At 48.8% G+C, this 20,377-nt stretch carries 22 protein-coding genes and 3 pseudogenes; 22 read left to right on the top strand and 3 right to left on the bottom strand.

Annotation, left to right across the window (positions count from 1 at the left end):
- From AACZ19_RS18170 to fabI, 22 genes are all read left to right on the top strand, one after another.
- A partial coding sequence (locus AACZ19_RS18170) for an integrase core domain-containing protein (protein ID WP_339635925.1) occupies window positions 1-287 on the top strand: 287 nt, incomplete at its 5' end.
- A gap of 138 nt (window positions 288-425) precedes the next feature.
- A complete protein-coding gene (locus tag AACZ19_RS18165) occupies window positions 426-1,754 on the top strand; it encodes an APC family permease (RefSeq protein ID WP_293949705.1) in 1,329 nt (442 codons plus the stop codon).
- Between the two features lie 321 nt (window positions 1,755-2,075).
- Window positions 2,076-2,459: a DUF302 domain-containing protein gene (locus AACZ19_RS18160; protein ID WP_293949704.1), complete on the top strand. Its 384-nt coding sequence runs from the start codon at window positions 2,076-2,078 to the stop codon at window positions 2,457-2,459.
- Window positions 2,460-2,542: 83 nt separating this feature from the next.
- Complete coding sequence (locus tag AACZ19_RS18155) at window positions 2,543-3,109, top strand: Spy/CpxP family protein refolding chaperone (protein ID WP_293949703.1); 567 nt, start codon at window positions 2,543-2,545, stop codon at window positions 3,107-3,109.
- A gap of 684 nt (window positions 3,110-3,793) precedes the next feature.
- Window positions 3,794-4,516 carry a response regulator gene (locus AACZ19_RS18150; protein ID WP_227953256.1) on the top strand — a complete coding sequence of 241 codons (723 nt, stop codon included), beginning with the start codon at window positions 3,794-3,796 and terminating at the stop codon, window positions 4,514-4,516.
- Window positions 4,513-5,919 carry an ATP-binding protein gene (locus AACZ19_RS18145; RefSeq protein ID WP_339635922.1) on the top strand — a complete coding sequence of 469 codons (1,407 nt, stop codon included), beginning with the start codon at window positions 4,513-4,515 and terminating at the stop codon, window positions 5,917-5,919. The genes AACZ19_RS18150 and AACZ19_RS18145 overlap by 4 nt, the downstream gene beginning before the upstream one ends.
- A gap of 166 nt (window positions 5,920-6,085) precedes the next feature.
- Complete coding sequence (locus tag AACZ19_RS18140; protein ID WP_339635921.1) at window positions 6,086-6,442, top strand: YHS domain-containing protein; 357 nt, start codon at window positions 6,086-6,088, stop codon at window positions 6,440-6,442.
- Window positions 6,435-6,770: a DUF5676 family membrane protein gene (locus tag AACZ19_RS18135; protein ID WP_293962692.1), complete on the top strand. Its 336-nt coding sequence runs from the start codon at window positions 6,435-6,437 to the stop codon at window positions 6,768-6,770. Before AACZ19_RS18140 ends, AACZ19_RS18135 begins: the two co-directional genes overlap by 8 nt.
- Before the next feature lie 11 nt (window positions 6,771-6,781).
- The gene (locus AACZ19_RS18130; protein WP_339635920.1) at window positions 6,782-8,599 is read left to right on the top strand and encodes a DUF3141 domain-containing protein; all 1,818 of its coding nucleotides are present in this window, start codon (window positions 6,782-6,784) and stop codon (window positions 8,597-8,599) included.
- A complete protein-coding gene (locus AACZ19_RS18125) occupies window positions 8,596-10,956 on the top strand; it encodes a heavy metal translocating P-type ATPase (RefSeq protein ID WP_293962694.1) in 2,361 nt (786 codons plus the stop codon). Before AACZ19_RS18130 ends, AACZ19_RS18125 begins: the two co-directional genes overlap by 4 nt.
- Window positions 10,957-11,045: 89 nt before the next feature.
- The gene (locus AACZ19_RS18120; RefSeq protein WP_339635919.1) at window positions 11,046-11,324 is read left to right on the top strand and encodes an SHOCT domain-containing protein; all 279 of its coding nucleotides are present in this window, start codon (window positions 11,046-11,048) and stop codon (window positions 11,322-11,324) included.
- Between the two features lie 65 nt (window positions 11,325-11,389).
- The gene (locus tag AACZ19_RS18115) at window positions 11,390-12,466 is read left to right on the top strand and encodes a cytochrome D1 domain-containing protein (RefSeq protein ID WP_339635918.1); all 1,077 of its coding nucleotides are present in this window, start codon (window positions 11,390-11,392) and stop codon (window positions 12,464-12,466) included.
- Window positions 12,467-12,486: 20 nt separating this feature from the next.
- A complete protein-coding gene (locus AACZ19_RS18110) occupies window positions 12,487-12,723 on the top strand; it encodes a DUF2933 domain-containing protein (protein WP_227953271.1) in 237 nt (78 codons plus the stop codon).
- Window positions 12,716-13,390 carry an isoprenylcysteine carboxylmethyltransferase family protein gene (locus AACZ19_RS18105; RefSeq protein WP_227953273.1) on the top strand — a complete coding sequence of 225 codons (675 nt, stop codon included), beginning with the start codon at window positions 12,716-12,718 and terminating at the stop codon, window positions 13,388-13,390. Before AACZ19_RS18110 ends, AACZ19_RS18105 begins: the two co-directional genes overlap by 8 nt.
- Before the next feature lie 33 nt (window positions 13,391-13,423).
- Window positions 13,424-13,951, top strand: a complete 528-nt coding sequence (locus AACZ19_RS18100) for a cytochrome c (protein ID WP_339635917.1) — start codon at window positions 13,424-13,426, stop codon at window positions 13,949-13,951.
- Window positions 13,935-14,501, top strand: a complete 567-nt coding sequence (petA, locus tag AACZ19_RS18095) for a ubiquinol-cytochrome c reductase iron-sulfur subunit (protein ID WP_293962699.1) — start codon at window positions 13,935-13,937, stop codon at window positions 14,499-14,501. The genes AACZ19_RS18100 and petA overlap by 17 nt, the downstream gene beginning before the upstream one ends.
- Window positions 14,502-14,563: 62 nt before the next feature.
- Window positions 14,564-14,995: a cytochrome c gene (locus tag AACZ19_RS18090; protein WP_293962700.1), complete on the top strand. Its 432-nt coding sequence runs from the start codon at window positions 14,564-14,566 to the stop codon at window positions 14,993-14,995.
- 48 nt (window positions 14,996-15,043) lie between these two features.
- Window positions 15,044-15,595, top strand: a complete 552-nt coding sequence (locus AACZ19_RS18085; RefSeq protein WP_293962701.1) for a carboxymuconolactone decarboxylase family protein — start codon at window positions 15,044-15,046, stop codon at window positions 15,593-15,595.
- A 2-nt stretch (window positions 15,596-15,597) separates the two neighbouring features.
- The gene (gene nhaA / locus AACZ19_RS18080) at window positions 15,598-16,794 is read left to right on the top strand and encodes a Na+/H+ antiporter NhaA (RefSeq protein ID WP_293962702.1); all 1,197 of its coding nucleotides are present in this window, start codon (window positions 15,598-15,600) and stop codon (window positions 16,792-16,794) included.
- Window positions 16,795-16,796: 2 nt separating this feature from the next.
- A complete protein-coding gene (locus AACZ19_RS18075; RefSeq protein ID WP_339635916.1) occupies window positions 16,797-17,693 on the top strand; it encodes a DMT family transporter in 897 nt (298 codons plus the stop codon).
- A gap of 10 nt (window positions 17,694-17,703) precedes the next feature.
- Window positions 17,704-18,165 (top strand): ion channel, encoded by a 462-nt coding sequence (locus tag AACZ19_RS18070; RefSeq protein WP_227953285.1) that lies wholly within the window; start codon window positions 17,704-17,706, stop codon window positions 18,163-18,165.
- Window positions 18,166-18,343: 178 nt separating this feature from the next.
- Window positions 18,344-19,117, top strand: a complete 774-nt coding sequence (gene fabI / locus AACZ19_RS18065; protein ID WP_339635913.1) for an enoyl-ACP reductase FabI — start codon at window positions 18,344-18,346, stop codon at window positions 19,115-19,117.
- A gap of 174 nt (window positions 19,118-19,291) precedes the next feature.
- Here fabI and AACZ19_RS18060 read toward each other — a convergent pair.
- From AACZ19_RS18060 to AACZ19_RS18050, 3 pseudogenes are all read right to left on the bottom strand, one after another.
- Window positions 19,292-19,888: pseudogene (locus AACZ19_RS18060) on the bottom strand (IS6 family transposase).
- An 87-nt stretch (window positions 19,889-19,975) separates the two neighbouring features.
- Window positions 19,976-20,179, bottom strand: a pseudogene (locus tag AACZ19_RS18055) (ISL3 family transposase); the annotation flags it as partial.
- Between the two features lie 80 nt (window positions 20,180-20,259).
- Window positions 20,260-20,377 (bottom strand): annotated as a pseudogene (locus tag AACZ19_RS18050) (signal peptidase II); the annotation flags it as partial.

The raw sequence follows: 20,377 nt of genomic DNA, 5'->3' as shown, positions 1-20,377 counted from the left end.
CCGACAATGGCCCGGAGTTCGTTGCAAAGACATTTCAGACATGGCTCACCAAAGTGGGGATTAAACCAATCCGTATCACTCCAGGCAGTCCCTGGGAGAATGGCTACAATGAACGCTTCAATGGAACGCTCCGCAGAGAAGTGCTCAACGCCGAGTGGTTCTTAACCATTGATCAGGCCAAAACTGTCATCAACAAGTGGCGCAGGCAGTATAATCACATCAGACCTCATCAGACCCTCAACATGAAACCGCCCGTTCCCGAAACTCTAGCAAATAATGGTACATAACATTGGGGCTTTACATAGCGCCGTCAAAATAATAATTATCTGGCGCGGCCAGAAAATGTTGGCCCGGGCGAATGCTCCTATTGAAACAGGACGTTTTTATAAAAATGAATTATCGACCAAAAACTTGCGAAGGAAGCCATGACAGATCATTCAGAGCACAGCCGATCAACGCAGTATAAGAAAAACAGCCTGACACTCATTGGCGCGATCTCAATGGGCACTGGTGTGATGATTGGCGCCGGCATTCTTGCGCTCACAGGGCAGATCGCCGAACTGGCGGGCTCACTATTCCCGCTTGCCTTTCTTGCAGCGGCGGTTGTAACGGCTTTCAGCGCCTACTCATATATTAAAATGTCCAATGCCTATCCGTCCGCCGGTGGCATCGGCATGTTCCTGCAAAAAGCCTATGGTCACGGAACTGTGACGGCGGGCGGAGCCTTGCTCATGTATTTTTCGATGGTCATCAACGAAAGTCTGGTCGCACGGACATTCGGCACCTACACCATGCAATTATTCGATGCCGAACCCGCCGGTTGGGCTGTGACGGCGTTGGGCGTTGGCGTTCTCGTTTTCGCCTTTTTGCTGAATATTTCGGGCAATCGCCTGATTGGCGGATTTTCGTTATTTATGGCTTTTATAAAGATCGGCGGCATTGTCGTGTTCGCGGCCGGTGGTTTGTGGATTGCGGGTATTTCTCTTGAGAGCGTTCTTCCCAAACCGGCTCCGGATGCATCAATAACGGGGTTTCTCGCGGCAATGGCGCTGGCAATTCTCGCGTTCAAGGGATTTACGACCATTACCAATAGCGGATCGGAAATTGTCGACCCTCATAAGAATGTCGGGCGGGCGATTATTATTTCGATCTTGATCTGTATTGTCATCTACGTGCTGGTTGCATTAGCTGTCGCGGGAAACCTTACCTTAGCAGAAATAATCGCCGCAAAAGACTTTGCACTGGCAAAGGCCGCGCGCCCGGCATTCGGCAGCTACGGCCTATGGTTTACAGTTGGGCTGGCGATAGTTGCGACGATATCCGGGCTGATTGCCAGCGTATTTGCTGTGTCCCGTATGTTGGCCATGCTTACCGACATGAAGCTAGTTCCGCACAGCCATTTCGGCATGCCGGGCGATATCCAGAAGCATACGCTGGTCTATACGGTTGTCATCGCCATTTTCCTGACCATATTTTTTGACCTGAGCCGTATCGCCTCTTTGGGCGCAATTTTTTATATCATCATGGATATCGCGGTCCACTGGGGTGTGTTCCGCTATCTACGCGAGGAAATTGGCGCCAATGGATTTGTCGTAATGGCCGCAATTGTATTCGATGTCGTCGTGCTTGGTGCATTCCTGATCGTGAAAGCTTCCTCTGACATGATGGTTATCTATGCTGCACTGATCGGGGTCACTGTAATCTTCACTGGTGAGAGATTTTTCCTTAAGTGGTACGAAGACGAGGAGAATTAGGAGTGTTCTGCAGCCAAAACACCTATTAAATCTTTACCGCATCACGTGGAATTGATCAGCATGCTGCCCTAAAGTTGATTGCGATCAATGCTTTTTTTTCCGTTTTGCGTACCATTTTCACTTCTTTAGATCAGATGAGGAATTGAATATCGCTATAAAGACAATACTCAAATTATTTGAAATTTCTTTGACTTTATGCGCCGTCAATCTTTCTGATGGTGCTTCGCGTACATGAATTATGCGTGCACTGCCCTGAAGATTCCTATGTCTGTAAATATGCGCCGTAGCGGACAATTAACCCATATAAACTCAGGAATTGTTATGAAATATATTAAAGAAACATCGAAACCAGTTGAGCAAGCGGTCGCGGATCTACAGGCGGCCGTGCTACGTCACAAATTTGGTGTGTTGCATATTCATAACCTTCAGGAAACGCTCGAGAAAAAAGGCGTGGATTTTCTCAATGCCTGCCAGATTCTTGAAATCTGCAATCCACAAACTGCCAAGGACGTCCTCGTCATGGATATGGACCTAAACATGGCGCTTCCCTGCCGTGTTTCTGTTTATTCCGAGAACAATATGACCAAAATAGGCATGATCCGGCCCACTGCTATGCTGGGGCTATTGTCGGATGCACCCAAGATGGCAAAGATCGCCAAGGAAGTCGAAAATGCCATTATCGCCATGATTGAGGAAGCTGTGTGAAAAAAACTCTGGCATGGAATGTTCCAATCGTTCAATGAGTTCAATGCTGTTTCTCCAGATAAAATAAAGGACCAAGCATCACTATGAAAAAAATACTCAAGATATCTGTAATTTCACTTGCTCTAAGCGCCTTCGCCTTTTCTCCCGCTTCTGCGCATTCAAATATGCAAAACGGACAGATGATGGGCATGATGGGCGGAGGATGCTCGATGATGAATATGATGGACCAGGACAATATGGTGCAGGACTCAATACAGAGCGGCGGAATGCAAGGAGGCATGAAGCCGAGTGGCATGGTGCAAGGCAGTGCCATGGGACCCGCGCGAATGAATTCGATGACGGAAGGCCGCCTTGCTTTTTTGAAATCGGAACTTCAGATCAAGGAAGCTCAGGAAGGCGTCTGGAAAGAATATTCCGATGCCGTAAGGAACGGTATGGCCGGTATGCAGGACATGCGGACGCAGATGACGAGGACAATGCAGGACGGTAATGCAATCGCCCGGATGGATGCCCGAATTTCCGGAATGCAGGCAATGCTGGATGCCATGAAATCCGTCAAACCCGTAACTGATAAGTTGTATGCGGCCCTAAATGACGAGCAAAAAAAAGTCGCTGATAGGCTGATCGGAATGAATTGCGGGGCAATGTAGGACGATTGACTGTATTTTGCTGGAGTGAAATCACAAACAAAACGGCCGGGTTTTACGCTAGTAGGTTAGATATGCCGCATTAGCGAATTTTTGTAACAATAACTCTTTCCGTAAAAAAGAGGAAATACGAGACTAAACTGAAAGCCAATGCGATATACCAACCATATGCATAAGATTCTATCAAGCCTAGAAAAAAGCTGGGCCATGTCAACCAAACAAAGCCTGGCAGCAAGTTTTGCCAAATTTCATGCATAGCATAACTCGGTAACCATAGATCGAATAATATACAAAAAATATAACTAAAAGATGTGAAAGCGCTTAGACTCAATCCAAAGGTGATCGTTGATCTGCGATTCATTTTGAACGCCGTTCCTTCAAACTGGGTTTCCACAAACATGATTAAGCTCAAATCTTTATGTCTAGTTCGATGAATACTCAGTGTAGATCTCTACTTACAAGCGCTACAAATAAGGAATAGTCACGTTCTGCAACAGCGAAGCAAATCGTTACAGAGTGTTACAAATTATAGAATGGCGACGTTGAACAACTCATAGGACTTTGTTACAGAAAATAGGCTGACCGCCGTCGGGACAATGACAATTGAACTAGCTTTGTGCGGATTTAATTATAGGCGAACCCGCCTCGGATTGAAGCGTCTATGTGTGTTTCGCTTGGATATATGTAATGAATGAATCACCGCATATCCTGATAGTCGATGATGATCGGGAAATACGAGATCTCCTAACCCGTGTTTTGAAGAGGCACGGTTTCCGCGCCACAGCCGTTAATGATGGTCGCGAAATGACCGTCGCGTTGAGAGATTGGAAGATCGATCTGATCATTTTGGACCTTATGCTTCCGGGCGAAGACGGCATAACTTTGTGCCGTGATCTTAGGGCACAATCAAATATTCCGATCATAATGCTGACGGCACTTGGAGAAGATTCAGACAAAATTCTGGGACTTGAAATTGGCGCGGATGACTATATTCAAAAACCCTGTAATCCAAGAGAATTACTTGCGAGAATACGTGCTGTGCTTAGACGTGCAGGTGAAGTTGCTGCAATTGAGATCGAGCAAGACACAATTATTGAGTTTGATGGCTGGCAGCTTGACCTGGTCCGTCATAGTTTGAAATCCGCCACTTCAGAATATGTAGAATTAACAACCGGTGAGTTTAAGTTGCTCGCAGCTCTTGCAAGTCATCCCGGTAGAGTGTTGACACGTTACCAACTTATGGATCTCGTTAAAGGCCGTTGGTCTCGTCCATTTGAGCGTAGCATAGATATGCAAATAAGCCGACTGCGACGGAAACTTGAAAGCGATCCCCAGAATCCGGAGATTATTAGAACGGTTCGCAGTGGCGGGTATTTATTTGCCCCTCAATCCATGACGGCGCGGACATGACATTCAATCGTTCATTGTGGCCGAAAACTATGGCGGCCCGGATTGTATTATTGCTCCTGGTTGGGCTCGGTCTTTCACATGTAATCAGTTTGAGTGTTTACAATTTTGATCGCGAGGAGATCGTAAATCTGATTGGAAGAGCACAATTAACGGAGCGCATAACGACAATAACCGGTATAATAAAAAATGCGCCGCCAGAGGAAAGAGAAAAAATCATCAGCTTTGCCAATAGCTCTACTTTTCAGCTAGATTTGGGCACTACAAGTACAGTTAAAAATAACGACCCCCTCGTAGCTAAACGCTTTTCAGCGGCGCTTTCGGAACTGACCTCGTTTGATTCAAGAATGCCAATTCTCGCGGAGACGGTTTCGGGCGAGGATAGCATATGGAGACATCTTTCTGGCAAATCAACCGAAAAACATATTTCTATTACTGATCATTTCGAGCACATTGTTAACGAAATTCGGACGGGCCCTTTAATCCGGGTTTCAATAGAAATTGGAGATAACAGCTGGCTAAACTATCAAGCCCCTGATGTTGAAGCAACGATGCCCTGGTCTATTAGATTTGTCCTATCGATTGCTGTGATGATGATCGCAACTGCAATATTTTCTGCCTGGGCTGCCCACTATCTGACCGATCCTCTAAAAAAATTGAGTATTGCTGCAGAAGATCTGGGGCGTAGCGTAACAGCGCGCCCAATACCGGAGAAGGGACCTTTGGAGGTTATACAATCAGTTCGCGTTTTCAATAAAATGCAAGCAAGAATTTACCGCTTCGTGGAGGACCGCACACAAATGATTGCAGCAATCGCTCACGATTTGCGAACACCTCTTATGAGAATGCAGCTTCGCAGCGAACTCTTGGATGACAATGAGTTAAAAAGAAAATTTAGCGAAGATATTGACGAAATGAATCAGATTGTTACGGCAACGTTGTCCTTTGCATCCGAAGATGCGGGAAGGAAGAAAAATGATCGATTCGATATAGTAAAACTTATTTCGGACGTCGTTGTGGATTTGAGCACGTTAGGTTTTTCGATCTCATGGGTTCCTCCTGATCCCATCAGTCTTGAGGGGCAAAAAGACCTATTACGCCGCGCCCTTTCAAATTTGATTGAAAATGCGGCGAAATACGGAGAATGGGCCTCTATTCATATACAAATTGCTGACGGAAAGCTCATAATCACAATTGATGATGACGGCCCAGGAATCGCTCCCGAAAACATAAAAGACGTTTTCAAGCCGTTTTTTAGACTGGAAGGCTCTCGAAGCCGGGAAACAGGGGGTACCGGTCTCGGCCTGTCAATTGCGCGATCAGCTTTCCGCAGTCACGGTGGCGACGTTACCATACGAAACCGCGCAGAAGGCGGCCTGAGAGTTGAAGCGTATCTGCCATTCTGACCGACCTTCATTCGGGCTCGATCAACTCATTTGTAACACTTTGTAACTGCGTGGTAATCTGTCACTAAATGTGACCGAAATGATCGGTTGCCGCCTCGACATCTCACCCCGACTACATAAGTATCGTTGCGTAAGATCTCTAATTTATGCACTGAAAGTCGATGAGATGAGCTCACTTTTCTATTTCCTTTTTTGGGCAGGCCTTATTTTTCTAATGATGCGATTTGGCTGTGGCGCACATGTGATGGGTCACAAATCAAAGCACAAGCATTCTAAAGGTGGTCCGCCCGCGGCTTCGGAAAACTCCAATGACATGGTTTGGGTTGCTCCACCTCGTGATATCGATCCGGTGTGCGGCACACAGGTCAACACAAAAACCGCCAAATCAAGCGTCTACAATGGGTCAGTCTACTACCTGTGTTCGCGAGAGTGTCGTGAAATCTTTGAAGCAAATCCGAAAGAGTATCTCAGTGTCGAGAATTTGAAAATACAAGCCCCTGAAACGGAGGCTAAGCATGCCTGATCTGGTAAAAGAAAATACTTCTGAAGCACGCCAAGAACTCTACATAAGAAGCCGGACCAGCTTCCGTCTACCGGTTATTGCACTCGGGATGAGCCTCGGATTGTTCTTTGCCGTCACATTCATTTTATGTGTGAGTTTTGATCTGCTTTTCCCTGATCAGGCAATGTACAAAACATGGCTCGGGTTACTGCCCGGGTTTACTTGGCTGAGTTGGCCAAGTTTCTTTCTGGGACTCGGCGAGAGCTTTGCTTATGGCTGGTATGTCGCCCTAATCTTTGGACCGCTCTTTAACTTCTTTGCCGCTCTCGGGTCGGGGAATCATTCATGACCCACTCAGCTGTGAAAAAAATTTCCACTATCGAAGTAGTGAAGAACATTCCGTCTCCTTCCGTTGAGCAGAACCAGGACAATGCTAGCACATTGGACGGTGCTGCCCCAGCTGAGAGATTAGTGCCACATGGCCGGGATTTATTGGACTATCAAATTGACGTCTGGCAACGGACAATCCTTTTCTGGGATACGCTCAGACAGCGTGCCGACAATATGCTGGAGCACGAGCGTGCTGGTTTGCCGCCATTGCTGGATTTCAAGTATGAGACGATCCTCGATGCTCGAACTTTTGAGCCGCCCGTCAACTACGCTTTGCTGCGGATCGTCGAAATAGGGGATGACTGCTGGGACGATTGCGTCGATCTGGAAAAGCCGCCGGTCATCGTCCTTGATCCACGTGCTGGACATGGGCCCGGAATTGGAGGGTTTAAACACGATTCTGAAGTGGGAATGGCGCTCCACGAAGGTCATCCAGTTTATTTTGTTATCTTCTTTCCAGAGCCTTCACCGGGACAAACTCTTGCCGATGTACATCACGCCTTGCGGCGGTTCGTCGACGAAGTGGCTAGATTGCACACTGGAAAGCCACCGGTTCTTTATGGAAACTGCCAAGCGGGCTGGGCGGCCACTCTTCTGGCTGCGGACTGCGAAGGGACGATCGGTCCAACAATCTTGAATGGATCGCCCCTATCTTATTGGGCGGGCGACGCAGGCATAAATCCGATGCGCATAGCCGGGGGATTACTCGGCGGCGTCTGGATGACCCATTTCACAGCAGATCTTGGCGACGGTCGCTTTGACGGTGCCTGGCTTGCGCAAAATTTCGAGAATCTCAAACCTGAAAAAGCGATCTGGGAGAAATATGCAGGCCTGTTCAATAAGGTCGATACTGAGCGAGACCGGTTTCTTGAATTTGAACGGTGGTGGAACGGTTTTTACTTCCTGAGCCGCGAGGAAATGGTTGGAATTGCGGAAAATCTTTTCATCGGCAACAAGCTGGAGAAAGGTGAATTCCGCATTTGCGACGGTTGCACTGTCAATTTGCGGAGAATCCGCAATCCACTCATTATCTTCGCCTCTTATGGTGACAATATTACACCTCCCCATCAAGCACTTGGCTGGATCCCTGCAGTTTATGAAGATACGGAAGACCTCAAATCGGCAGGCCAGCGTATTGTATATCTGACCAATCCGCACGTTGGACATCTGGGCATCTTTGTTTCAGCCAGCGTCGCCCGGCTGGAACATCGGGCTATTCTCGAAAGCCTTGATGAGATCGAGGCGCTTGTGCCGGGGCTATACGAGATGAAAATCGATAACCCCACAGGTGATCCGGATTGTCATAAGCCGCAATTTGCCGTCAGATTTGAGGAGCGGCAGGTTGAAGACATACAGTTTCCCCGGCAAGATGAAGCATTTGAACGGGCACGTACAGTGTCCGAAGCCAATGAGGCTTTCTATAGCACTTTCATTAGCCCATGGGTCCAGGCGGTGTCAAATCCCTGGTCTGCTGAAGTTATGAAATGGATGCATCCAATGCGTACCAGTCGATACCTTTTCTCAGAGGCATTTAATCCTTGGATGCAGGGTCTGGCGGATGTTGCCAAAAAAATTAACGAAATCAGAAAACCGCTTACCGACAACCATCCAATGCTCCTAAAGGAACGGGACTTCATTGCTCAAGTTTCCCAGATGATGGAGAACAACCGCAAGTCTCGCGATACCGCCTATGAACGGATGTTCAATATTGAATACGGGGTTCCGGATTTGGCAAACAATTTCCTTGAGACGAACAAGGGAATTGAAGAGACAGGAAAAAGTTCATGAACAAATCACACTCACATACCCGTCCTAAAAATGGCGACAATGTCGTCGATGCCGGGTCAATTAGTAAAGACCCTGTTTGCGGCATGACGGTGGACTTAAATAAAGACAAACCACGGTTTGATCATGAAGGAACCACCTATCACTTCTGCTCGCAGAAGTGCCATGACAAATTTGCTGGCGATCCAGAGCATTATATTTCAGGTGCGCACAAGCAGAAAACGAAAGAACCTGTTTCTGGCGCAAATTACACCTGTCCAATGCATCCCGAAATTGTTCGGGATGCGCCCGGTGATTGCCCGATCTGCGGTATGGCTCTCGAGCCTATGGGCGTGCCGACGGGCGATGAAGGTCCCAATCCTGAATTGCTAGATTTCAGGCGGCGCATGTGGATCGGCACTGTCTTAACAATCCCGCTACTCATTTTGACAATGGGACCCTTCGTTGGACTTGGCTTCATCCGCGATATGATTGGAGAACGAACTGCTCTCTGGACTGAACTTGTCTTGGGTACGCCGGTTATTCTCTGGGCGGGTTGGCCATTTTTTGTCCGTGGAGTCAAGTCGGTTATCAACAAGAGCCTCAACATGTTCACACTCATAGGCATGGGCGTCGGCGCCGCCTATCTCTTCAGTGTTGTTGCTGTTTTGGTGCCTGGAATATTTCCAGAAGGATTTCGGGACGCTGAAGGCAATGTCGGGGTATATTTTGAAGCGGGCGCAGTAATCGTCGTCCTCGTGCTGTTGGGTCAGGTGATGGAGCTTGGCGCACGTGAACGTACCGGTGCCGCCATTAAGGCGCTCCTGGATCTCGCCGCAAAGACAGCCCGCATCATCCGCAATGATGGCAGCGAAGAGGAAATTCCGCTCGAAGAAGTTGCGGTTGGTGATCGGCTGCGTGTACGCCCCGGCGATAAAGTTCCCGTGGACGGGATAGTGTCGGAAGGCCGCTCATCTGTCGATGAATCAATGATCTCTGGAGAACCTCTTCCAGTAGAGAAGGTAGCTGGTGATACGGTTACGGGGGCTACTATCAATGGCACCGGTAGCCTTATTATTGAAGCGAAGCGCGTCGGCGCTGACACAATGCTTAGCCAGATTGTGGAAATGGTTGCGAGTGCGCAACGGAGCCGTGCCCCGATTCAGAAGCTAGCAGATGCGGTCGCCGGTAAATTCGTGCCCGCCGTGATCCTTGTCGCCATCCTATCATTTATTTCCTGGTCAATTTGGGGACCGAACCCGGCTTATGCATATGCGTTGGTTTCCGCCGTTGCTGTACTAATCATCGCCTGCCCTTGCGCGTTGGGACTTGCGACGCCTATTTCAATAATGACAGCAACCGGACGCGGTGCGCAAGCTGGCGTGCTCATCAAGAACGCAGAGGCGCTGGAACGGTTTGCAAAAATAGATACTCTTATCGTCGACAAGACCGGAACACTGACGGTCGGTAAGCCGAAGCTCATCGCCGTACTTGCTGAAGACGGGCATGAAGAGGCGGAAGTCCTTCGACTTGCCGCCAGCCTCGAACGCGGTTCCGAGCACCCGTTGGCAGAGGCGATAGTTGCCGGCGCCGAAGAACGCGAGATCACGTTGGCAAAGGCTGAGGATTTTGAGGCTGTCACAGGCAAGGGCGTCACAGGCGTTGTGGACGGCAAATCCGTTGCTCTCGGAAACGCCAGACTGGTTGTCGATCTTGGTGTAGCCACGAAAGGTTTTAGTGATATCGCGGACGCCCGACGCGATCAGGGCGAAACAGTTATGTTCGTGGTCGTGGGCGGTGAGATCGCCGGGCTGGTGAGTGTCGCCGACCCCGTGAAGGAAACCACACCTGCGGCACTCAAAGCGCTGCATACCGAAGGTTTTCGGATCGTTATGGCGACCGGTGATAACGAGCGCACGGCAAAGTCTGTTGCCGCCAAATTGGGTATAGACGAAATTCGGGCCGATGTACTGCCTGAGGACAAAGCGCGCATTATTAAAGAGATGCAGGCCGAGGGCCGCAAGGTCGCGATGGCCGGTGATGGCGTGAATGATGCGCCGGCCCTGGCGCAGGCTGACGTAGGCATCGCCATGGGCACTGGTGCTGATGTTGCGATTGAGAGTGCCGGTTTCACCCTTGTGAAGGGCGACCTCAACGGCATTATCCGGGCCCGCCGTTTATCGCGGGCAACTATGCGCAATATCAAGCAAAACCTGTTCTTTGCGCTGGTCTATAACGGCGCTGGCGTGCCGGTAGCGGCAGGGGTGCTCTACCCATTTTTCGATATCCTGATTTCACCAATTTTTGCTGCGGCTGCAATGAGTCTTTCATCACTTTCAGTCATTCTTAATGCGTTGAGACTGAGGTCCGTCAAAATCTAGGAACGGTAATGCAAATTTTGAAATCATTTCGCAAGTCAAGGAGAATGAAAATGTATCGAGCACAACTTACTATCATGTCAGCTATCTAAATGTTGGCATTATCGGCGCCGATTGCGCTCGCTGATTCCGGTGAAAACTACTCCATGCACGGCATGGGGGCGGGCGGATGGATATTCGGTCCCTTGATGATGATTTTAATGATCGCCTTAATTGTGGGCGTAGTCATTCTTGTTCTCCGTTGGATGGGTATTGCGGACGGATCAGGCAATCGGCGAGATCGAGCGGTCGATATTCTCAACGAGCGTTTTGCTCGTGGCGAAATTGACCCGGAGGAGTTTGAAAACCGCAAACGCGCTTTGGATAAATAGATGCAAAGGGTTTTTACGGGGTCTTTACAAAAGAACTCAGTGCTAACGCAACAGGAGATTGGATAGTGAGAACGATTTTAAATTTTTTGGCTACGGCCTGGATTGTCAGCGGCATATTGCTAGTGGGAGCACGGTCTCTTCGTGCGGAACCGTTTGTTTACGTGCCGCTAGGGAGTGAGAGTAAAATTGCCGTTATAGATGCTGCGAAAGATCAGATCATTGGTATCATAGATGGACTACAGGCTGTTCATGGATTGGCGGGAACTCCGGACGGACGATTTCTAATCGCCGGTAGCTATTCAGAGCGCTCTGTCGACATTAAACCGGCAAAACCGAAGGGTATTTCTGAAGACGAACATGCCGCTCATCATAAGGCGTCATCCGTGCAGACAGAAAATTCAGATATTGCATCGGTGAGTACTGTTTCCGTGATTCAAATCAGCGAAGGGGAGGTCATACGGACGATCGATGTACCAGGTGCGGTCCATCATGTGTCGGTCAGCCCTGACGGTAGATACACGGCTGTCACCCGTCCAAACGAAAGTGAAATTTCGGTGATTGATCTGACGAATTTTGAGATTGTCGGCAACATTTCAACCGGCGAATTTCCCAACTATTCCGTCTTCAGCCCGGATAGCGAGCGGCTATTTGTAAGCAATGCAGGTGACAGCACCATAAGCACCATCAACAGTAAGAACTGGAACGTTGAAAAGGTTATTCCAGTTGGAATGAGCCCGGAACATATCGTGCTCTCAAAGGATGGTAAAACTCTCTTCGTCAATAATGTAGACGACGGAACCGTATCTGTCGTTGACACAAAGTCGATGCAAGAAACAAACACGATGAAATTGGGATCGGTACTTCACGGTATTGATCTTTCCGAGGACGGCACCGCGTTGTTTGTGGCCGCACTTGGGGATGACAAGATAGCAAAGGTCGATCTTGCATCAGGATCCCTACAGACTGCCGAGTTATCACCAGCGCCCTATCATCTGGCAACAATTACAGAGACGGGCAAGATTTACGTTTCCAGTTCTGACGAGACCAAAATCTGGGTCGTCGACCAAAAAAGCCTTGAGCTTTTGGGGCAAATCACGATCGACGGAAAAGGGCATCAGATGGTTGTGATGCCAGGTTCTTAATTCAAGGAGGAGCGTAAGTCGTGAGAGATCTTTTCTTTTCCAAAACCGGTATTGTGCTTATCGGATTTATTGCCGTCGCCGGCTATTTTTTGTGGGTGGAACACACAGCGCATATCATCACTTACCTTCCGTTGATATTACTGCTAGGGGGCTGCGTTCTGATGCATCTGTTCATGCATCATGGTCATGGCGGCCATGGTTCCGGCGATGACTCTCAGCATGGCCCTTCATCTCATTCGGATAAAAAACATGACTGATCAACCGGTAAACTATGGACTATGGTCACTCGTGATCATAAATTCCGCAGTGTTCATTATCTTTGCCTTCAGTTTCTTTAAACCCAATAGCCCGCGTGATTGGCGGACCTTTAGTGCATTTAGTGCTTTCATCGTCGCATTATTCACGGAGATGTACGGGTTTCCGCTGACCATCTATTTCTTATCCGGATGGCTTCAAAGCAATTTCCCCGATGTCAACTGGTTCGCGCATGACTCCGGCCACTTGCCTGAGATGCTTTTTGGCTGGAAATCCTCCCCGCATTTCGGACCGTTTCATATCTTGAGCTTCGCATTTATTGGCGGCGGCTTTATCTTGCTTTCCGCTGCATGGAAAGTCCTGTATCAGGCACAAAAGTCGGGCAATTTGGCCGCGACCGGCCCTTATGCACGGATCAGACATCCACAATATGTCGGCTTTGGGCTTATCATGCTTGGATTTCTTTTCCAATGGCCGACATTGCTAACTCTTGCCATGTTTCCGATCCTATTGGTCATGTATTGGCGTTTGGCGTTGAGTGAAGAACGTGAGGCCGAGGTGACGTTTGGTGATGTCTACCGGGATTACGCGGAGGTTACGCCCAGGTTTATTCCGGCCTTCGGGCGTGGCTCGAAATCTTCATCCGGGAGCCATGGAATTAATTTGTGAATTTGATGCAGCTAATCTGAACTGGAGATATTCATGAAAAATTTTCGTTGGAAGATGATTATGATTATGGCGCTCGTGTCCTTTCCAGGCATCGCTTGGACCGATACTGGTCACGAAGGCACGAAAAGACATCAGATGCCGCAGATGAATGACGATAATATGCCGGGAATGATGCGCGAGGGTATGCTGGCGATGCCTCAAATGGATCCAGCCCGCGGACGCGCCCTTTTCGCGTCAAAAGGCTGCGTTGTCTGTCATTCCGTTAATGGTATCGGTGGCGATGACGCTCCCGCTCTTGACGCTTCATCCATGCCACTGATGATGAACCCGTTTGAGTTTGCCGCCAAGATGTGGAGGGGCGCGGAAGCGATGGTCGCCTTGCAACGTGAAGAGCTTGACGAGACGATTGAACTGACCGGCCAGGAACTGGCAGACATTATCGCCTTCGTTCACAGTCACAAGGAACAGACGATTTTTTCCATTGCAGATGTGCCTGAAAGAATGAAGAAATTGATGGATCATTCCAGTACCGGGGAGCACCATTATGGCGTTAAAGACTGACGCTCCGGAATTGCTGGACTCGTCGCATCCAGAGCGTGAAAGTGGCCGCCGGGATTTTCTTTATGTGGCGGCTGGAGCGATGGTGGCCGTTGGCGGTGCCTTCGCGATATGGCCGTTTATTGACAATATGAATCCGTCGGCCGATGTTGTCGCCCTGTCGTCTGTTGAAATTGATATTAGCCAAATAGAAAAGGGGCAACGCGTGACCGTCGCCTGGCGCGGACGCCCGGTATTTATCGATTATCGGACCGAAGCCCAGATCGCCCGGGCACGCATGGATGACACTGCGGACCTGATCGATCCTGAGCGCGACGACGAGCGGGTTCAGCGTGCTGAATGGTTGATCGTCATTGGCATATGCACGCATCTTGGGTGCGTGCCGCTTGGTCAACGCAATAGCGATCCGCTCGGACAGTGGGGCGGCTGGTTTTGCCCGTGTCATGGTTCTCACTATGATACCTCCGGCCGAATTCGCAAAGGCCCTGCACCCAAGAATCTTGTCGTTCCCCCTTATGCATTCCTTGCTGATGAAATGCTCCGGATTGGTTGAGGAATGAGATCTAACCCAAATTAAAAAACGATACCCGTTCCTGATGGAAGTGAATTAAACCCATGAAGATAAGCACGAATTGGCCGAAAATAGCGGTATTGGTTTTGTTGGTCGGCAGTGCCGTCATTTTCCTTTTCCAGTTGATCGATCCTCGGGGTGATAGTACTCGGACAGACATATCCATTCCGAAACTGACCGCACTTGCAGAAAAGGGAGAAAAAGCATTTGCTGCGAATTGTGCTGCCTGCCATGGCGTCAATGCGGCAGGGACCGACAAGGGGCCGCCGCTTGTCCACGATATATATAACCCCGGACATCACGCTGATGTGGCATTCTATCTTGCAGCGAAAAATGGCGTCCGCCAGCATCATTGGCCCTTTGGTAACATGCCCCCACAACCGCAGGTGAGCGAAGCCGATTTGGAGGCAATTTTGAAGTATGTACGCGAGCTTCAAGTCGCGAACGGAATCACGTCTCGTCCACATAAAATGTAACCAATTAAATCACTTACGTTTGGCATGTGAAAAAATGAGGATGGAACATTGCGAATAAACCCCAAAGAACATCCAGATTATCCTTGGTATCTGCGCCCCTTCTTTTGGAATCAAAGGCGTAAATATGGAGTTGTACTGGAGGCGGCGCTTCTGTGGGCTCGTTCACCGAAACTGTTTCTTGGCGTGGCCATACTCTATGGAATGATAGACCGAAAACGCTCGCCTCTTAGTCCGGTTTTGCGATCACTCGTCACCGTTCTGGTATCACAGATTAATAGCTGCTCCTTCTGCGTCGACTTGAACTCCGCTATCCTGTTGAAACGTGGCGTCCCTGAAGGGATGGTTGGGGCACTGCCAAATTGGAGAGAAAGCGATTTGTTCGAGCCGGCTCAGAAGGCGGCGCTGGATTATGCCGATGCAGTCACGAAATATGACCGGGGTGTGGATAATAAAATATTCGCCGAACTACAGAAATATTTCGACGACGACACAATTGTCGAACTCACCGGATTAATTGCCTTTCAAAATCTGTCAAGCAAGTTTAACAGTGCGCTTGACGTGCCGGCACAGGGGTTCTGTCAACTACCGCCCGCGAGCTAGCCGTGGGAAGAATAACCAGGCTTTTCCGATATGAACAAACGTCGGGTTTGATAGTGATTGCGGCTGTATTGTTGGCGTTGGTGGCAGCTAACTCACCGCTTGCAGAGATATATGCCCTTGTTCATCACACTCCGGTTCATTTTCGCTTTGGCCCCCTCGTCATTGATGAGCCGTTAGTGCAATGGATCAATGAAGGTCTGATGGTAATTTTCTTTCTGGTCGTCGGATTGGAGATCAAGCGGCAACTTCTCGAAGGCCATCTCGCAAGCTACAAGCGCGCGGCACTGCCGGTGTTTGCTGCGTTAGGTGGTATGACCTTTCCGGCAGTTATCTATGCGAGCCTGAACTGGGCAGATCCGATTGCACTCCGTGGCTGGGCAATTCCAACTGCAACCGACATTGTTTTGGCGCTCGGCGTGCTGTCCCTGCTAGGGTCGCGAGTTCCCGTGAGCCTTAGGATATTTCTTACAGCCCTCGCTATTTTTGATGACATAGGAGCGGTCATTGTTGTCGGTTTTTTTTATGGGGAGCCGCTCTCCGTCATGCCTCTTCTCGTTGCAGGCCTAGCAATCCTCGCTCTTATTTTAATTAACAGGTTCCGCGTTGTACTGCCGGCAGCTTATATAGTCGTTGGCCTGGTGCTTTGGGTAGCGATGCTCAAATCCGGCGTGGAAGCCGCGCTCGCAGGCGTTTTCATCGCACTGGCTGTTCCCTTGCATGTGTCCGACAGCAAAGTTTCGTCCCCTCTTCGTCATACTGAACGTCGGTTTCACGCTTGGAATGTCTTGCTGGTCGTTCCACTGTTCGCCTTTTTTAATGCCGGAATCACAATTGATTCCGCTGCAGACTCTTGGCCCCTAGAAACGGTATCCCTAGGTGTCATAGCCGGCCTATGTGTTGGAAAGCAAATTGGGGTTTTTTGTGCTTCCCGTGCGGCTGTTGCGGCAGGCCTCGCGCAACTACCCGAGAGCATTACGTGGATGCAATTATATGGCGTTGCACTTCTTTCCGGGATAGGTTTTACCATGAGCACATTCGTCGCAACGCTCGCATTCGATGATCTTGAACTCATTTCGTCGGCTAAGCTTTCTATCCTTATCGGCTCCTTACTTTCCGCAAGTGCAGGATTGACCGTGATCCGCTTATCAACGGCGACCAAAATAGTGAGAGGTGCAAAAGCTTTGAGTTCAGGAAAATAGCCATGCTTAATACGGCTCAGATTATTTTAGTCATGTTTCTTTGGGCAATCTGCTTTCCATTGATTGTATTGGGTTTATCATACGCGCCGCACCTGACGTTTGCCGCGCTCCGCGCGTTTTTAGCGGGGGCAACTTTGCTTGCTATTGCGCTCATTATGAAACGCCCTCAACCACGAGATATAGGAACTTGGCTTATGCTTGGCACAATTGGTCTCGGGGCGACGACGTTAGGGTTTTTCGGCATGTTCCATGCTTCGGAATTTATCTCGCCCGGCGTAGCGACGGTTATCGCAAACACTCAACCGCTTATGGCGGCAGTGCTGGCCTCTCTGGTCCTAAAAGAACGTCTGAGTAGATTTGGGAAAATTGGACTCCTGTTGGGATTTTTTGGTATCGTGCTGATTGCACTTCCCTCTCTTATGTCGAACATGAACGGCAATTACACCCTCGGAATTTTCTACATTGTTTTGGCGGCAGCCGGCATTACAGTCAGTAACGTCCTAATCCGGCGCTTAGCACATCGAATAGACGCCCTTAGTGCTATGGGCTGGCAACTCGTCCTCGGGAGTTGTTTTCTCGCACTGATCGCCTTCTTTACCGAAGATACCCATATAACCTGGAATACACCTTTTATTTTAAGCCTCCTGGGTCTGGCTCTGCCAGGAACGGCATTAGCCTATTGGTTATGGTGCCGCGTGCTAGGACAAGTGCAACTTAACCGCGCCAATGCATTTAGCTTTCTAGTACCAGTCTTCGGGCTAACCTTAGGAGTGGTTTTCTTTCAAGAAAGTATTGGGATTTTACCGGCAGTAGGTATCGGCCTGACAGTTTTGGGTATCTTACTGGTTAACTGGCCGGTGAAATGGGAAAGAACGGCGTTACTGGGCGGAGGAAAATGAGAGGTCAATAATGGAACAGCTATTGGAAATTTCAATTGCCAGTATCGTGGCTATTTTCATTGTCACGGGACTGTTTTATGAATGCTTGTGTTTCATTTCGCATGTTGTCTCCAGGACAAATGCCGGCCCTAGACCTATCATGTACATCATGGTGACGGGAGTTTTCATTGCTCATGGCGCAGCCATTTTCATATATGCCACGATTTACTGGATACTTATTCACTTTCTGGGGTTCGCGGATTTATCCGGCAATGTACAAGATCATTTTCCCACCTATCTGTATTTTTCTGCCACCAGTTACTCTTCACTTGGTGTAGGAGACGTATTCCCCGTCGATGCCATGCGCTTCCTCACTGGAATTGAGGCCCTTAACGGGCTTCTGTTGATTACCTGGTCGGCGGCTTTCACCTATTTTTCCATTCAGAAAATGTGGGAGACCCATGGCATAGAAACGAAGTTTTTGTGTAAGTGAAATGAAGAACAATAAATAGGAATTGAAAAAATATGAATTTCAGCAAAAAACCTAGTAACTTTCCAGAAAATAAAGACTTCTGGAAGAATATAGTACAGCAAACAGGTATGATTTTCCTCTGTCCAGAAATACGGCTTTCATCAACTAATACAACGAACACCAAGGATTCGAGAGTGAAATGTCAATAGATACGCTCGCGGGGAAAAAAGGTTTGATTGTTGGTATCGCAAATGAAAAATCGATTGCCTGGGGGTGTGCCCGCGCTTTTCGTGAGGCGGGTGCGGAGTTGGCTATTACGTACCTAAACGAAAAGGCCGAACCCTGTGTGCGCCCTCTCGCAGAACAAATTAGTGCGTCGATTATTCGTCCTCTGGACGTAACTGACGAAACTGAAATGCGGAAGCTGTTTCACTTGATCAGTGATAAATGGGGCCGCCTTGACTTTCTTCTCCATGCAATAGCCTACGCACCCTCCGAGGATCTGCACGGACGCGTAACAGATTCTTCGAAAAACGGATTTCTGACTGCCATGGATATCTCGTGTCATTCCTTCGCGCGCCTAGCCCGTTTCGCCGAGCCATTAATGAAGGATGGCGGTTGCCTGCTAACCACAACCTATTACGGTGGTGAGAAGGTGGTCGAAAACTATGGTGTCATGGGGCCTGTCAAAGCTGCGCTGGAAGGGATGGTAAAATACATGGCCTCAGAACTGGGCCAAAAGAGAATCCGCGTCAATGCTTTGTCACCAGGACCTGTGGCCACTCGCGCCGCCGGAGGGATTGCGCATTTTGATGATTTGTTAGAAGTGGCGCGCGAAAAATCTCCAGCGCATGAATTAGTCTGCATTGATTGCGTTGGTGCATACGCCCGATTTTTAGTTGGCGATGAAGCGCATCTTGTAACCGGCAGCATTGTTTATATCGATGCCGGTTTTAATATAATGGCACCTTGAATATTGAAATATGTGGGTCTGAGATCACCGTGTTGTGGTGCTTTCAAACATTCCACAGAGATACGGAAGGACGAAAAGACGCGGAAATGCACTTTACTTAAAACACTACTGGCGCTTCAATGGTGTTGTTACATTAACTTCTAATAGGCACAGTTATTCCTCGGTTACAAAATCTCAGGCAGCGGCGCTTGCAGTTACCCAAATGCCAAAATCTTTAGCACGACATTGCTTGAGGTGAGGCCGATTTAGTAGGTGACGTTGGACGTAAAAGCCATTGTAAGCCGCTGACTGGATATTGAGAAATCTCTGGGCTGATCATGGTGATTTAAACTTCTGCATTTTTCGTTCTCTTTGTCGTATTGTGAGATGCGAGTTCTCCGCGCGATTGTTCGATCGTTTGTTGTCAATATTTTCCGCATCAATTTCAAGGCAGCTTTTGTATTTCGTTTTGATGTACGAGAAAATCCAGGACCTCTCCCTCATTGTCATCTGCTCGCCAGAGCCAGTGCCGTTTTTCACGAATGATGATGACCATTTCATCGAGGTGCTAGATATCGTTAGGAGTAGGGCGTGATGATCTCAGGTTTCTGGTGATTGGTTCACCAACCTTCAAAACCATCTTCGGACAGTTTCGTAGGAGATATCCGGTCCTCTTTCTGCAAGCAAATCCTCCACATCCCGATAACTCAATGTAAACCGAGTATAAAGCCAACCGGCATGTCGAATGATGTGAGAGGAAAAGCGATGTCGGGAATAGGAAATCTTTTGCATCGGTGGAGATTAGATCATCATTAATATTCGGGTATACGGAATTAATGGTTGATGGGGCACCTTCACCCCATCAATCTGATGCCACCTTCAGATGATTGATAGATCGACCCCATAGTTGAGTTCCTCCGCGAAGTCCGGCAGTCCGTAACCGATGGCTTTCTTGTGGAACGGAGAGATCTTCCCAGTCGGTGCCTTCTTCTTGTGCTTCTTGGTGTAGAGCATTCTTGCCCACATCTCCTCGAAAGAGTAACCACGCCTTTCACGGTTCTTGTCCTAGGGCTGTCGGTTGATTTGCAACCCAGTACTGGGTATCGCGGCAGGTGAAGGATGTTGTCGGGAAGTTCGGTCATGTCGTTGCATTGGTGTAGGTGTCAGCCGGATCCTTCCGACTTGGCATTGGTGTTTGCTTTTTTACCCAACAAGCTGCAGGAAACAAAAAGTAAGGCACCGAGGACAATTGCAATATCAGCCAGGTTGAAGGCCGGCCAA

The organism is uncultured Sneathiella sp. (assembly GCF_963973085.1).
GTDB lineage: Bacteria > Pseudomonadota > Alphaproteobacteria > Sneathiellales > Sneathiellaceae > Sneathiella.
This window is presented reverse-complemented; position numbering and strand designations above follow the sequence as displayed.